At 35.7% G+C, this 15,451-nt stretch carries 13 protein-coding genes; 5 read left to right on the top strand and 8 right to left on the bottom strand.

Annotation, left to right across the window (positions count from 1 at the left end; translation table 11 throughout):
* Positions 1 to 24: 24 nt before the first annotated feature.
* The 4 genes from KKI44_RS12630 to KKI44_RS12615 form a co-directional block, all read right to left on the bottom strand.
* Positions 25 to 315 carry a type II toxin-antitoxin system RelE/ParE family toxin gene (locus KKI44_RS12630; RefSeq protein WP_214587598.1) on the bottom strand — a complete coding sequence of 97 codons (291 nt, stop codon included), beginning with the start codon at positions 313 to 315 and terminating at the stop codon, positions 25 to 27.
* Positions 305 to 523: a hypothetical protein gene (locus KKI44_RS12625; protein ID WP_056010943.1), complete on the bottom strand. Its 219-nt coding sequence runs from the start codon at positions 521 to 523 to the stop codon at positions 305 to 307. Before KKI44_RS12625 ends, KKI44_RS12630 begins: the two co-directional genes overlap by 11 nt.
* A gap of 43 nt (positions 524 to 566) precedes the next feature.
* The gene (pgi, locus tag KKI44_RS12620) at positions 567 to 2,207 is read right to left on the bottom strand and encodes a glucose-6-phosphate isomerase (RefSeq protein ID WP_214587597.1); all 1,641 of its coding nucleotides are present in this window, start codon (positions 2,205 to 2,207) and stop codon (positions 567 to 569) included.
* Between the two features lie 139 nt (positions 2,208 to 2,346).
* Positions 2,347 to 3,219 carry a hypothetical protein gene (locus KKI44_RS12615; protein WP_214587596.1) on the bottom strand — a complete coding sequence of 291 codons (873 nt, stop codon included), beginning with the start codon at positions 3,217 to 3,219 and terminating at the stop codon, positions 2,347 to 2,349.
* Positions 3,220 to 3,354: 135 nt separating this feature from the next.
* Between KKI44_RS12615 and KKI44_RS12610 the strand changes: the two genes are divergently transcribed.
* The gene (locus KKI44_RS12610) at positions 3,355 to 4,785 is read left to right on the top strand and encodes a glycoside hydrolase family 125 protein (RefSeq protein WP_214587595.1); all 1,431 of its coding nucleotides are present in this window, start codon (positions 3,355 to 3,357) and stop codon (positions 4,783 to 4,785) included.
* Positions 4,786 to 4,860: 75 nt separating this feature from the next.
* Here the strand turns inward: KKI44_RS12610 and KKI44_RS12605 are convergent, their stop codons facing one another.
* Positions 4,861 to 5,769, bottom strand: coding sequence for a DUF4349 domain-containing protein (locus KKI44_RS12605; protein WP_214587594.1), 909 nt, complete (start codon positions 5,767 to 5,769; stop codon positions 4,861 to 4,863).
* 206 nt (positions 5,770 to 5,975) lie between these two features.
* Between KKI44_RS12605 and KKI44_RS12600 the strand changes: the two genes are divergently transcribed.
* Positions 5,976 to 7,334 (top strand): acyl-CoA dehydrogenase family protein, encoded by a 1,359-nt coding sequence (locus KKI44_RS12600; RefSeq protein WP_214587593.1) that lies wholly within the window; start codon positions 5,976 to 5,978, stop codon positions 7,332 to 7,334.
* A 93-nt stretch (positions 7,335 to 7,427) separates the two neighbouring features.
* Here KKI44_RS12600 and KKI44_RS12595 read toward each other — a convergent pair whose 3' ends face one another.
* A complete protein-coding gene (locus KKI44_RS12595) occupies positions 7,428 to 7,805 on the bottom strand; it encodes a DoxX family protein (RefSeq protein WP_214587592.1) in 378 nt (125 codons plus the stop codon).
* Positions 7,806 to 7,958: 153 nt separating this feature from the next.
* Here KKI44_RS12595 and KKI44_RS12590 point away from each other — a divergent pair, with 153 nt between their 5' ends.
* Positions 7,959 to 8,207 carry a bacteriocin-like protein gene (locus KKI44_RS12590; RefSeq protein ID WP_214587591.1) on the top strand — a complete coding sequence of 83 codons (249 nt, stop codon included), beginning with the start codon at positions 7,959 to 7,961 and terminating at the stop codon, positions 8,205 to 8,207.
* Positions 8,208 to 8,251: 44 nt separating this feature from the next.
* Here KKI44_RS12590 and KKI44_RS12585 read toward each other — a convergent pair whose 3' ends face one another.
* Positions 8,252 to 9,364, bottom strand: coding sequence for an AI-2E family transporter (locus tag KKI44_RS12585; RefSeq protein WP_214587590.1), 1,113 nt, complete (start codon positions 9,362 to 9,364; stop codon positions 8,252 to 8,254).
* Between the two features lie 186 nt (positions 9,365 to 9,550).
* Positions 9,551 to 11,956: an endopeptidase La gene (gene lon, locus KKI44_RS12580; RefSeq protein ID WP_214587589.1), complete on the bottom strand. Its 2,406-nt coding sequence runs from the start codon at positions 11,954 to 11,956 to the stop codon at positions 9,551 to 9,553.
* Positions 11,957 to 12,215: 259 nt separating this feature from the next.
* Here lon and KKI44_RS12575 point away from each other — a divergent pair, with 259 nt between their 5' ends.
* Together KKI44_RS12575 and KKI44_RS12570 are read left to right on the top strand one after the other, a co-directional pair.
* Positions 12,216 to 14,363, top strand: coding sequence for a peptidylprolyl isomerase (locus KKI44_RS12575; protein WP_214587588.1), 2,148 nt, complete (start codon positions 12,216 to 12,218; stop codon positions 14,361 to 14,363).
* Positions 14,364 to 14,489: 126 nt separating this feature from the next.
* Positions 14,490 to 15,440, top strand: a complete 951-nt coding sequence (locus tag KKI44_RS12570) for an MlaD family protein (protein ID WP_214587587.1) — start codon at positions 14,490 to 14,492, stop codon at positions 15,438 to 15,440.
* The last annotated feature ends 11 nt before the right edge of the window (positions 15,441 to 15,451 follow it).

Here is a 15,451-nt window from a genome sequence, read left to right as displayed (position 1 = left end):
CTTTTATTACTTTTTATTAGATTTTTATGGATATTTTTCCGGATTCTGGTGTGTGCAGAAGACGGAGAGGATATAAATCATTTTTTCATCTTCACTAATTTCATAGAAAATAATGTAAGGAAATTTCTTTACAGTGAAAGCTCTTACATTTCTGTGCTTTTTCTGAAAATACGGATTTGTAATTATTCTATCAATTGCCAGATCTAATTGTTTATTGAAGTTTTTTAAAACTTTTACCGAGATATCAGCATAATACTTTGTTGCTTCTTCAATATCTTTTTCGGCAGTGGGCAAGAATTTATAACTAAAGTCCATATTTAGCTCTGATTCTTTTTAAAGATTCTTTGCCATCTATTGCTTTTGATCGGTCTTGTTTTAAAGCTTCATCAATTACCCTTTTCATTTCATCCGTCAGCTCAAAATCATCCTCATTTTTTTCAAAGCTGATTTTCATTTTTTTCAAAAGATTTTCCATTAAAGTTTCTTCTTCTTTATTTTTAAGATGGATGGTAATGGTACTCATATCTTTGTATTTTTAATCAAAATTAATGAAAATCAGCAATAATTTATTTGTTTGCTTTATAATAATTAATCAATCCGTTGGTTGACGAATCGTGAGAATTAATCGTCTCATTATTTTCAAGTTCCGGTAAAATTTTATTCGCTAAAACTTTTCCTAATTCCACACCGAACTGGTCGAAACTGAAAATATTCCAGATCACCCCCTGAACAAAAATTTTATGCTCATACAATGCAATTAACTGTCCTAATGAAAAAGGAGTTAATTCATTGATTAGTATTGAGTTAGTTGGTGTATTTCCGTGGAAGATTTTATAATTTAATAAGAATTCAATTTCTTCTTCAGATTTTCCTGAAGCTTTTAATTCTGCTTCTACTTCTTCTTCCGTTTTCCCGAATGCAAGAGCTTCAGTCTGAGCAAAAAAGTTCGCCAGTAATTTATCCTGATGATCAGAAACTTTATTCGGGCTTTTTGCATACGCAATAAAATCTGCCGGAATCAATTCTGTTCCTTGGTGAATCAACTGATAGAAAGCGTGCTGTCCGTTTGTTCCCGGTTCTCCCCAAATAATTGGTCCTGTCTCATATTCTACAAATTCCCCGTTTCTGTCCACACATTTTCCGTTACTTTCCATATCACCCTGCTGGAAATAAGCAGGAAAACGGTCTAAATATTGCGAGTAAGGAAGGATTGCATGAGTGGTTGCTGCATAGAAGTTTCTGTACCAGATTCCGATCAGTCCCATTAAAACAGGAATATTTTCCCCGAAATCAGCCGTCTGGAAATGTTGGTCTGTATCGTAAGCTCCTCTTAATAATTGTTCGAAATTTTCATAACCCACTGCAAGAACGATACTTAAGCCGATTGCACTCCAAAGCGAGTATCTTCCGCCAACCCAATCCCAGAATTCGAAAATATTTTCCTCTGCAATTCCGAAGTCTTTAACTGCTTGTACGTTAGTGGATAAAGCGACAAAGTGTTTTGCTACATCTTCCTGTTTTCCGGCTTTTAAGAACCAGTCTTTCGCAGAATTGGCATTCGTCATTGTTTCTTGAGTGGTAAATGTTTTGGAAGCAATGATGAATAATGTGGTTTCAGGATTTAAAGTTTTCACAGTTTCCGCCAGATGATTTCCGTCTACATTGGAAACAAAATGAACGTTTAACCTTGTTTTAAAATGCTTCAGAGCTGAAACTACCATCACAGGTCCCAAGTCTGAACCTCCGATTCCGATGTTCACCACATCTGTAATTTCTTTTCCGGTAAAACCTTTGTGATCTCCCGAAATAATGCTTTCGGAAAAAGATTTCATATGATCCAGTACTTTTTTGATCTGAGGCTTGATATTCTCGCCGTCAACCAGAATTTCTTTATCTGAAAAATCCCTCAAAGCAGTATGAAGAACAGCTCTTCCTTCCGTTTCGTTAATTTTATCTCCCGAAAACATTTTAGAAATCGCATCTTTCAGCTCGCATTCTTCTGCAAGATTTAAAAGTAGATTTTTTGTTTTGGAATCAATTAAATTTTTAGAATAATCAAACAAAAAATTAGGTCTTTTGATTGAAAATTCATTAAAACGGTTCGGATTGTATTGGAAAAGGCTTCTTAAATCGAAATCATTGTTGGCAAATTGTTCGTCAAGCGCTTTCCAGCTATTGGTTTGAGTAGGATTTATTTTTGATAGCATATCTTTAGAAATTAAGGTTTTGTGACTTCGGATTCAGGATTATTGAATACCAAATCCTCGTGCAAAATTATTGATTTGCAAATTTACGGAATTTTAGTTCAATCGTATTAATGGATGATTAAAAATCAAGTATATGAGCTTAATTTGTAATTTCAATTTCCATTGACAGATTATGAGCATTAGCAAATTTATAATGTTGATTATTGGAAGACTGAATGTTATCCGAAGTCCTCCCAAAAGTATTTCCTGATGAAGAGCTATAACCAAAGAACCATGGATTTACGCGGTCAACAATTTTGTTCCTTTCTTTTGTTCCGTCAGAATGAATAACAGTTATTTTATCCTGATAATGATTTTGTTCATTCATAATCCATTCAACACCAATGAATAAACCTTCTTTTGGAAATGTAACAGGATTCTTAGAAAAATCTATCTCTGTAATGTTTTTTCCTTTTTTGCAGGTTACAACAATATTTTTAAGTTTTTCAGTTCCTGTATGGCCTTCCACATTTTCATACATAACCAGATTGAAAACCGCATCCTGTTTTGTTTTTTTTACATCTGTAAGTATTTTAATCTTTTTGATAAATTTTTTTTCTGTTTTATCTTTATTGGCAAAAAAATTAAGAACTTCCCACGTTCTTAGTCCGGACATAAACCCAAAATTATCTTCTTTAAGGCTTCCGATAATATAGCTTTGCGTAAACTTAGGTTTGGAAATTTCTACTCCTTCTATATCTTTGAATTTTGGTTTGAGAAAATAAATATTATCTTTTTGGGAAATATAATAGTTTTCATACCCAAACGATTCAATGTGATCAATTTCTTCATCTTTTTCCAAGGTTACATCTCCATTTTGTTCTGTATTTTTATAATAATCTTTTCCTTTTAAAATAATTTTAGCGTAAGGAACATTGGTTTTATTTTCGGCATCTAAAACTTTAATTTGAGTTTGGGAAAAGACTGTTGTTGAAAGTAAAACAAATACAGAAAAATTAATTTTTTTTAACATGAGCGGTTATTATTTTCTTCTTAACGGAATCTTATCAGATTTATTGAGATTTCATAATGTTTCTTCGATAAAAATTAGTTTAACACTTTATTCAAATCGTAAAATCACTACTTTTAATAAAATTTTCATCAGACTATGGTTAACAGAAGAGAATTCATAAAAAAATCAGGAGCAGGAATTGGTTTCTTTGCGATTCCCAATTCTGTACGATTTATATTTTCAGACGAATATATTTCCAAAAGACCTCCAATGAGCGAGAGAAAATTTACTTCAGTAGCTGTTGAAAAAACCATTAAAGCCATCAAAAAGTCAATTGCAGATGAAGAATTGGCGTGGATGTTTGAAAACTGTTTCCCAAATACACTTGATACAACCGTAAAATTTTACCGGAAAAATAATAAACCTTATACCTATGTTATCACGGGAGATATTGATGCGATGTGGCTTCGTGATTCTTCGGCGCAGGTTTATCCGTATTTAAGTCTTGCCAATGAAGATGAAAAACTGAAAAATCTTCTTAAAGGCGTCATTAATAAGCAGGTTGAATGCGTTCTTCTTGATCCTTATGCGAACGCGTTTTTCGATAATTCAGACAAAATAAGCGAATGGAAAGACGATTCAACGCAAATGAGACCCGGAATTCATGAAAGAAAATGGGAGATCGATTCACTTTGCTATGTCATGAGATTATCTTACAATTACTGGAAAATAACAGGAGATTCTTCCATTTTTGATTCCGACTGGAAAAAAGCGATGCTTTTAATTTTACAGACTTTTAAAGAACAGCAGCGAAAAGATTCAAAAGGTCGGTACAAATTTCAAAGATCCAATGGAAATCCTTTGGATACACAATTTGCAGGAGGCTATGGAAATCCTACAAAGAAAGTGGGGCTGATTCATTCAATGTTCAGACCTTCGGATGATGCGACTTTTTATCCGTTTTTAATTTCTTCTAATATGTTTGCGGTCGTTTCTTTGAGGGAAACTGCGGAAATTTTTTCTGAAATTTTTAAAGATGAAAATACCGCCGCTCAGTTTAAAAATTTAGCTGAAGAAGTGGATGAAGCCATTCAGAAATATGCAGTTTTAAATCATCCGACTGCCGGAAAAATTTACGCCTTGGAAATCGACGGTTTTGGAAATGCTCTTTTTATGGATGATGCCAATGTCCCGAATTTATTATCCATTCCGTATTTGGGTTACAGATCCAAAGAAGACGAGATCTATAAAAATACCCGAAAATTTTCTTTAAGTAAAGCAAATCCTTGGTTCAGTGAAGGTAAATTTGTCAAAGGAATTGGCGGACCGCACATCGGAGAGCATAAAATCTGGCCTTTAGGTTTGATTATGCAGGCTTTGACAACGGATGATAACGAAGAAATTGTATCCTGCCTTAAAATGCTGAAAGCCACACATGCCGGAACCGGATTTATCCACGAATCTTTTGATGTAGATAATCCGAAAGATTTTACAAGATCATGGTTTGCGTGGGCAAATACATTGTTTGGAGAATTGATTTTATATCTCCATAAAACAAAACCTGATATCCTGAAAAGAAAGTTTTAAACATAAAAACCTCCGGATTTACCGAAGGTTTATTGTAAAATTTAAAATATATATAGATAACCGAAGTTAGGATCGCTAAATTTCTGTACTAGGCTGTTTTTTTGCAGGTTTTCTTTTTCTTACAAAATAAACAGCGGCAATTCCGATTAATACAATTGGCCAGACTGTGATGAGTCCTACTACAATTTTCTGGATCAGATAATATCCTTCCACAAAAGCTGATTTTGCACTGTACAGAAAATCAAATTTGTACTTGTCGTCTATGCTTTGTGTATTGGTAACAGCGATTTCTGCTATTCGTATTTTGGGTTCTTTAATGTAAATGTCAACAGTGCTGTATTTCAGCATATCGGTCATATTCATGCTTTCCAGTTGCTGGCTGTTTCCTTCCTTCATATTTTCATCGCTCATGGTTACTTTGTCTTTATTTACTTTCATCTGAGCAATATTGTCGGTTGTTTTTTTGTTTCGCTGAGCTTCCAGAGCAGAATATTTAATATTTGCCGTTACATCTTCCGCATGAATCGATCTTGCATTCAGGAACAGTTTTTTATTGTTAATTAAAGTCAGCAGTTCGCCCAGTTTTTCTGTGGGAACTCTTACCTGCATGGCATTTTCGGACTGGTATTTTTTTATCAGCATTGCCTGTTCGTCTGATGTGTTGTAAGTTTCTTCAGAAACCACGTTGCTTTTTAGGTCGCTGTGTGTTACAAATCCACCCAATTCCTGAACCGATTTTTCGATTGAAATTGTTGCTTCGTACACATCTTTCACTTCCATATTTACATCTGCTGTTTTAATGAACTGTTTGTCTTCTACCTTCATCGTTGCAACAGAAGAAACGCTGTCTGAAGTTATTGCTGCTGCGGAATCTGCGGTTGCATATTTTTCCAGTTCTGAAGAAGAAACTTCTCCTTTTTTACATGAATAAAACCCTAATAAAATTGCTGTTGCGATGGTGAGTCTGATGTACTTCGTTTTCATAGATATAGATTTTTAATGTTTTGCTTATTCCAAAGTTCAGACAGAATCATTTGTAATATTTGAAAATGAAACGTAAAAATTCTGTAAAGAAAAATTCCATTTTAATTATTTGAAATTCAGTATTTTGTAAATTATTAACGATTTGGATACCCTATTTTCGGAGTAATTTTTGCTGTTCTTTTACAAATCAAACACAACAAATTATTATGTCAAATACTTTTTCCAAAATCCGAAACGCCATAGAATTATTCAGATCCATAGATTTTGATCAGTTAAGTTCAATTTCTCAAAAGGTAAATCTTCCCAAGCTGATGGAAAATTTCTCCAAATTAGATGATAAACAGCTTAACGGAATGATGAAAATGCTCGATCCTCACAAAAAGAAAAAGGAGCTTCCCGAAATTGACGGCGATTTTTACGATATATATCACACATTAAGCCCTGAACAGCGTGAAATTCAGTTAAAAGTGAGAGCATTCATGGAAAAAGAAGTTAAACCACTTGTTAATCATTATTGGCTGAGAGATGAATTCCCGCATGAATTAATCCCAAAATTTCAGAAACTGAATATCTGCGGAGTTACTTACGAGGGTTACGGCTGTCCCGGAATGCCTTTTTTAATGGAGGGTGTTATTGCGATGGAAATGGCTAGAATTGATGCTTCCATTGCTACCTTTTTCGGAGTGCAGTCCGGTTTGTCAATGGGTTCCATTTATATCTGCGGTTCAGAAGAGCAAAAACAGAAATGGCTTCCTCAGATGCAGAGATTTGAAAAAATCGGAGCTTTTGGATTAACAGAACCCGAAGTTGGCTCCGGAGCTGCAGGAGGATTAACGGTTACCTGTAAAAAAACGCCAGAAGGCTGGATCCTGAACGGACAGAAGAAATGGATCGGAAATGCAACATTTGCAGATTTAATTATTATCTGGGCAAGAGATTTAGATGACGGCGAAGTGAAGGGGTTTATCGTAGAAAAAGACAATCCCGGATATTCCGTTGAAAAAATCAAAGGAAAAATGGCGTTGAGAATTGTTCAGAATGGGTTGATTACGCTGAAAGATTGTTTGGTAACAGAAGAAAACAGACTTCAGAATGCCAATTCTTTTAAAGATACCGCAAAAGTACTGCGAATGACGAGAGCCGGAGTTGCATGGATGGCAACAGGATGTGCAAGAGGAGCGTACGAAAGTGCGTTGGATTACACAAGAAAAAGAGAACAGTTTGGAAAACCGATTGCTTCTTTCCAGATGATTCAGGGACATTTGGTAGAGATGCTTTCCAATCTTACAGCAATGCAGACCATGGTTTTCAGGCTTTCCGAAATGCAGGATGAAGGAATTTTAAAAGATGAGCACGCTTCTTTAGCCAAAGTTTTCTGTACTATGAGAACCAGAGATATTGTTTCCAGAGCACGTGAAGTGATGGGCGGAAACGGAATTCTGCTCGAATATGATGTCGCAAGATTTGTAGCCGATGCGGAAGCTATTTATTCATATGAAGGAACAAAGGAAATTAACTCCCTTATCGTAGGAAGATCAATTACAGGTTTCAGTGCATTTGTATGATATTAAAAATGAATGGTCAATAATCAATTCGCTTTGCTTGTCAATTTAAAAATTCACTTGCGAAGCATAATTCACAAGTGACCCTTCAATCTTTTATTTCACTAAGGTTTTATATTTTTCTTTATTATCAATAATCATCCAAAGATTGATAAGGAAAAGAACTCCGACAATTGACATTCCCATCGGAGATTTGTCTAAAGTAAAGATATGGCAGACAATTCCGATCATTACCGGAAGAATAATAATGGCGCCTAAAGCTCTCGTTTTAGGAAAAATAAAAAGCAGACCGCCTATAACTTCGACTATTCCTGTAAGCGGCATCAGCCAACTGATTTCTCCAAATGCGGCAAAAAGTTTCATTTGTTCGGGAGTCGGCTTTTCCATTGGCATATAATTGAAAAATTTATTTAATCCGGCATTAATAAACATTAATCCGAAAAGAAGAGACAGGATAAATTTTACGATTTTCATGTTTTCATTTTTTATTAAAGTTAAATAAAAATACAATTGGCTGATTAAAAAGAAAATAAAATTTAAATAAATTCTCTGTTTTGAGAAATATTTAGTGAACTATATGGATTGATTTAATATATTTGTTGCACAATACAAATAAAACTAAATATTATGCTGAAAAATCTTAAAAAACTAAATCGTGCAGATTTAAGAGAAATTAAAGGAGGCGGTGGCGCAGAAAAATGCGATATCGGACCTGTTGGATGTCCTTGTAAAATTCCGCCGGGCGATCCTTGTTTAGGTGGAGGAGGAGATCCCGGAAATCCTGGAGACCCTGTAGGATATTGTCCGGACAGTGGACAGTATATCTACTGTACGGAAGTTTGTCCAAACGGATTACAGCCGCTTTGCGCATTGTAACAATAAAAAAGAAAGCCTTCAAAATTCGAAGGCTTTCTTTTGTTTTAATCCATTTCTTTTAATGTGATATTTTTGGAAATTTTATATGTCTTTTTCTTTTTATTGGGTTTTTCTTCTTCACCCAGCAATTTTCCCCAAGGCTGAAGTCCCTGAACTCTTTCAAAAATAATCTTAATAATAGCAATTGCCGGAATACATAAAAACATGCCTGCAATTCCCCACAAATGTTCTCCGATAAGAATTCCTATAAAAGAAAATAATGCGTTGATCTTTACTTTTGAGCCTACCACAAACGGAAGGACAATATTTCCGTCCACAACATGAACCGCAATATATCCTATCGCTACATAAATACAGGTAGAAGGAGTAGAAGTTGCGAAAGCGATAAAGCAGGAGATCAGTAAACTTATGCAGATTCCGAGATAAGGAATTACATTTAATAAACCTGTGAGAACACCCAGAAGAATCGCATATTTAACGCCTAAAATTGTAAGGACAATAGAGGTAAGAGTAGAAACAATCAGAATCTGAAGACAAAGTCCGATGATGTATTTTTTGGTCATAACTCTCACTTCGCTTACCACTTCCTGAACACTCGTTTTGTGTTTCTCGCTAAAAACCGTGATAATAAAGTTGTTTAAAATTCTTCTGTAATTTAGAATGAAAATGAAAAACAGAATAAAAAATACAAAGAAACCTAAACTTGAAGAAAATACTCCAAAAGTGAATCCCAGAATAACTCCAGAGGAAGATAAAAGCTTATTTAAGCCCTGATCAAGATAGTTCAGCTGTTCATCTATTTTCACATGAAAAGTTCTGGAAACCCAATGCTGGATATCTGCAGCCACGGAGGTAAACTGCTGTTTGAGATGCGGAATATCTTTACTGAAATCGGAAAGCTGTGATCCGAAAAAATAAATCAGACCTGTTAAGATAAGCAGCATCATTAGAACTGAAGCAATGGTAGACATTGATCTTGAAAATCTCAATCTTCTCTCCAGAAAATTGGCAACAGGCAAAAAAAGCATAGCCATTAAAAATGCCAGAAAAAACGGAGCTAAAATACTCTTTCCCAATGAAATGAGGTAGCCTAATCCGATGATGGAAATAACGACCAGCGTAAGTTTTACAAGAAAAGGAAGTCGAAGTAAATTCATGGTGTGAAAATCTGTTCTATAAAAATAATAAAAACCGTTCGAGTTAAGTGCTTTAACCTTTAAATCTTTTTCAACTCATTAGAAAAATGTATGCCATTTAATAAGGCTGTTTACCTTTAGTAAAAAAACAATAAAAAACACATCTCAAATCTGAGACGTGTTTTTTATTTAAATGATAAGTCTGAATTATTTTTCCAGTGCAATTTCGATTACCTCTTCCATTCTGCTAACGTAATGTACATTCAGATTTTTCAGGTAATCTTTTTTAATTTCTTCCACATCTTTTCTGTTGGCTTCACAAAGAATCACCTCTTTAATTCCGGCTCTTGTTGCTGCCAGAAGTTTTTCTTTAATTCCACCCACCGGAAGAACTTTTCCTCTTAAAGTAATCTCTCCGGTCATGGCAAGATGAGGTTTTACCTTTTTATTTTTAAAAGAAGAAACCATTGAAGTCAGCATGGCAATTCCTGCTGAAGGTCCGTCTTTTGGTGTTGCACCTTCAGGAACGTGAACGTGGATGTTTTTCTTTTCAATATCATCCTGAGAAATTCCAAGTTCATCATGTTTCGCTTTAATATATTCCAGCGCAATGGTTGCAGATTCTTTCATCACCGTTCCTAAGTTTCCGGTCATGGATAATGAACCTTTTCCGTTACTTAAAATACTTTCAATGAATAAAATATCTCCTCCTACACTTGTCCATGCAAGACCCGTCACAACGCCCGGAACTCCGGTAATTTCCGATAAGCTTTTCGGTCTCGGAACGCCTAAAATTTCATCTACTTTTTCAATGGAGATTTTAGGATCGTAATCTTTCACCAAAGCAGTCTGCAAAGCTACCCAGCGAGCAATTCCTGCAATTCTTTTTTCAAGAGATCTTACCCCGCTTTCCGAAGTATGTGCTTCAATAATATGTTTTAATTCAGCATTGCCAAGCTTGAACGATTTAGAATCCAAGCCGTTTTCTTCCTGCTGCTTTTTAATTAAATGTCTTTTTGCAATTTCAATCTTTTCCTCTAAAGTATAGCCTGCAATCTGAATGATTTCAGTTCTGTCTAACAATGGAGTCTGAATGGTTGATAATGAATTTGCCGTTGCAATAAACATCACTTTAGACAAATCATAACCCATCTCTAAGAAATTATCATAGAATGAATTATTCTGTTCAGGATCAAGAACTTCTAAAAGTGCCGAACTTGGATCTCCATGCAGTCCCTGTCCGATTTTATCCATTTCATCCAAAACAATAACAGGATTGGAGGTTCCGGATTTTTTGATAGACTGAAGAATTCTTCCCGCCATCGCGCCAATATATGTTTTTCTGTGGCCACGGATCTCGCTTTCATCATGAAGCCCACCCAAAGAAAGTCTTACATATTTTCTTCCCAATGCATCCGCAATAGATTTTCCCAATGAAGTTTTACCAACTCCCGGAGGTCCTACAAGCAAAAGGATAGGGGATTTCATGTTGTTTTTAAGCTTTAAAACCGCCATGTGCTCCAGAATTCTTTTCTTGATATCCTCTAAACCGAAATGGGCTTTATCTAAAATTTTCTCCGCTTTGGCAATATCAAAAACATCTTTGGTGTACGTTTCCCAAGGAAGGTCTGTGAAAAAATCCAGATAATTTCTCTGAACATTATAATCCGGTGAATTCGGGTTCTGACGCTGTAGCCTGTTGATTTCCTTTTGGAAATGTTCCTCTACTTCATCGCTCCACTTTTTGGATTTTGCTTTATTAATCAAATCTTCCACATCGCCTTCCGGTCCACCTCCCAACTCTTCCTGAATCGTTCTGATCTGCTGGTTCAGGAAATATTCTCTCTGCTGTTTATCAAGATCCTTTGATGTTTTCTGATGAATCTGGTTTCGCAGTTCCAGCTTTCTGAAATCTTCATGCATCATTTCATAGCACTTATTGGCCCTTTCCATCAGATTTTTTTCTTCCAGAAGTTTCTGTTTGTCTGAAGACGGGAAGTTAGCATTGGTGCAGATGAAATTCAGGAGATCATCATTGTTGTTGATGTTTTTTATGGCAAAATTCGCAGCATTCGGAATGTTGGGATCCAGCTCAATAATTTTAAGGGCAAGATCTTTTACGTTTTCCAGCAATGCTTCGTATTCTTCCTTGTTTTTAGGCTTAGAATCCTTTAATTTTGATATTTCTGCTTTAAAATAAGGCTGTTTTTCAACAACTTTCTTTATTTTAAAACGGTGAAAGCCTTTGGTAATAGCCGTGATATTCCCTTCCGGAAGTTTAATGATTTTGATGATCTTTGCCAAAGTTCCGGTCTGGAACAAGTCTTTTTCGGCAGGCTGTTCAAGATCTGAATTTTTCTGGCTTACGATTCCGATAAAATCGCCGTTTTTCTGCGCTTCTTCCAATAACTGAATAGATGCTTTTCTTCCGGCAGTAATCGGGATTACAACATTCGGGAACATCACCATATTTCTTACAGGAAGGATCGGGAATATCTTTTGCTCAGAATTTTTTTCTGTTTCCGCAAGATCATCAATGTTGATTTCCTGAGCTACAATATCAAATCCGTCGCTTATCATTTCTTCTAAACTTATATCTTCAAATTCTGTCATAGTAAATCGAATGACAAATTGTCATTATCGTTTTAATTCGTTAACGTGAAATTTCATAATATGTTTTAAAAAGGCAACTCATATTATGTGTGCTTAAATTCCACAAGACTTATGCCATTTGTTTTTTGCTAAAAAATACGGTCAAAATTTCCTTTTTCATAAAAATTAAATTTTAAAAATTAAAATAAAGGTCTTGTATTTCCGTAATTTCTTAAAAATGTGTATTTTCGCAAACTGATAAAAAACTATAATTTATATAATGGCAATTTTAGGACAAATTAGGAGTAGACCTTGGCTTTTGATGGGAGTAATTGCACTGGCGCTTTTGGCGTTCCTTGTAAACCCCGACAGTATTGATAAGGTTTTTGGTAAAAATCCTGATGTTTTAGGAAAAGTGAATGGTGAGAAAATTACCCGTGAAGAGTTTAACGATCAACTTTTCGTGCTGCAACAACAGGCTGAACAGCAAGGTCAACCAAAAAATGGTCTTGAAGAGCAGGCATGGCAATTGCTTGTACAGTCGAAACTGATCAAACAGCAATTCGAGAAAATGGGCTTCGAAATGACGGATGATTATTTCTGGAACCAGATCCAGTACGATCAGATGTTTGCACAGCAGAAGCAGTTTTTTGATGAAAAAGGTAATTTTAAGACACAGGAACTTAAAAAACAAATCGAAGATATGAAGGCTGCTTCGCTGGAAAGTTACAACCAGTGGTTGAAAACCAGAAAATCAATCGAGTACAGATTGATGGCGAGACAGGTATTTGCAAATGTTTCTACCGGGATCACGACAGGGAAAAAAGAAGCGGAAGAGCTGATGAGAGAAAGAGATCAGTTAGCGGATATCGATTTCGTGAAAGTAGATTATGCAACCTATCTTCAAAAAAATAACATCAAAGTTACGACTGAAGATTTAGCTAATTATATTAAGCAGCATCCGGTAATGTTTAAGGCTGAAGAAAGCAGAAACATAGGAATTGTATATTTTCCTTCTAAGCCAAGTCCTGCAGATGATGCAGCCGCTCAGAAAGAAATAAATAAATTATTCTCTGTAGGAAGCGATGCGAGCGGAGGTTCTGAAAACTTCCAGAATACAAAGAATGACTCTATGTTCATTATGGCAAATTCTGATATGCCTTTCAATCCGCAATATCTTAAACCTAACCAATTGCCTCAGGCTATTCAGGCTCAGCTTCCAACTGCAGCAATCGGTCAGACTTTTGGTCCTTACAAAGAGCAGAACTTTTATGTAGTTTCTAAACTTTTAGATAAAAAGACTTCAGATTCTACATTATCAAGACATATTCTAATTGCGTTCAAAGGAAGTCCTGCGGGAGAAGGCGTTACAAGATCTAAAGAACAGGCTAAAAAATTAGCAGATTCTATCGGAGCGATTGTAAAAGCTAATCCCGGGAAATTCACAGAATTCCTTAAATTGTCAAACGATCCGAATTCTGCCGCTCAAGGCGGTAGTTTAGGATGGACAACTCCTGAAACGCCTTTCGTTCCTGAGTTCTTAAAATATCTGTCTGAAAATCCTAAAGGTGCGACAGGTGTTGTAGAAACGCAATTCGGTTATCACATCATCAATATTGAAGATAAAAAACCGGGAGCTATGGCTTACAAAGTGGCAAACCTTGTAAAAGCGATTAAACCTTCTGATGCTACAGAAGCAGAAGTAAATAAGAATGCGAGCAGATTTGTTCAGCAGGTTCAGGGGAAGTCTTTCAACGATTTCGTGAATATTGCTAAGAAAGCAAACTATCAGTTCTCTAATCCTAAGCAGGCGAAGAGATTCGACGGTCAGCTTCAGGGATTGGGAACAGACAAAGATTCGGAAATTCTGGCATGGGCTTTCGACAAGAAAAGAGAAAAAGGAGATACTGAATTATTCACAGTAGACGGAACAGGAGATAAAATTGTAGTTTACTTAAACGGTAAGCAGGAAAAAGGAACTGCAGATCCGGAATCTGTAAGAGATCAGATTGAAGTTGTAGTTAAAAATAAACTGGCTGCAAAACAGATTTCAGAGAAAATCGGGAAAGCAGGAAATTTAGATCAGATTGCTAAACAATTCGGAACGACAAAACAGTCTGCACAGGTTAACCTGTTAAATCCTTCTGTAGCAGGTTCTATGGAGCCTAAAGTTGCAGGAGCAGCATTCGGAGTGAAGAAAGGACAGCTTTCTAAGCCGGTTGAAGGGGGAACAGGAGTTTACGTTCTTATTAAAAAGAATGAGATCACAAACAAACAGCCCGGAGATCTTAAACAGTTTACAGAATCTGTTACCCAAAGAAATGGAGGAATGTTCGGACAGGCTTGGTTAAAGAGCTTACAGGACAATGCAGATATCGAAGACTACAGAATCGAGATCTGGAACAAGCTGGGTTCTCAGCAACAATAAAAATAATTTTTAAGATAGATAAAAAGCGGCAAAGTTTTTGCCGCTTTTTTTGTGTGTAACGCAGAGCAATAAAGAAAAACATTCAGTTAAATGTAGTATATTTGCTCATTAGAAAAAATTTAGCAAGTGAAGTTCAGTAAAGAATTAAAAGCTGGTGTGATCGCACTATTAGCCATTGTTGGTTTTGTGGTGCTTTTTCAGTTTATGAAGGGCAGAAGCCTTTTTACTACCGACAATATATTTTACGCAAGATATGATAACGTAGAAGGTCTGGCTCAGTCTTCGCCGGTTTCCATTAACGGGTTAAAGGTTGGTCAGGTAGATAAAATTATTCCTAATACATCCAAAGACGGCAAGATTGATTTTATTGTAAAAATTACAGTAGATAACAATTTTGAGTTTTCAAAAAATTCAACATTAGAGATTTTTGAACCAAGTTTAATGGGAGGAAAAGAGATGAGGATTAATCTCATGTATGGAGGACAGACGGCAAAAGACGGTGATACTTTAAGGGGTGCTTTTAAATTGGGAACTTTAGGAAGCCTGTCTTCTCAGGTAGGTCCTGTAAAAGATCAGTTACAGGTTGTATTACACAGAGTAGATTCTTTGATGACCAACGCAAACCAGCTTGTTGATGCCCAAAACAGACAGGAGATTAAATTACTACTGGCGAATCTTAATAAAACGGTTGCCGCTTTACAGACTACTGCAGGAAGCGTAAACTCATTAGTAGGGCACAATGATCCTAAACTTCAGAAAGTATTGGATGATGCAAGTCTTACCATGCAGAGCGGAAAAGTAACTTTAGATAAATACGGGAATTTAGCAGAAAGTATTGATACTAAGAAACTAAATGCTACCATTGCTAATTTAGACGCGACAGTCGGGCAGTTAAATAATGTAGTTTCAGGAATCGACAGAGGTGAAGGAAGTTTGGGTAAAATTATGAAAGATGATCAGCTTTACAATAACCTGAATGCCGCTTCCAATAATCTGAATGCTTTAATTGAAGATCTGAAAGCACATCCCAAAAAATATGTTAACTTCTCCGTTTTCGGAAAAAATAATAAAGACTAATTTTTTTAAAC

The sequence above is a fragment of the Chryseobacterium sp. ZHDP1 genome (genome assembly GCF_018603435.1).
Lineage (GTDB): Bacteria > Bacteroidota > Bacteroidia > Flavobacteriales > Weeksellaceae > Chryseobacterium > Chryseobacterium indicum.
This window is presented reverse-complemented; position numbering and strand designations above follow the sequence as displayed.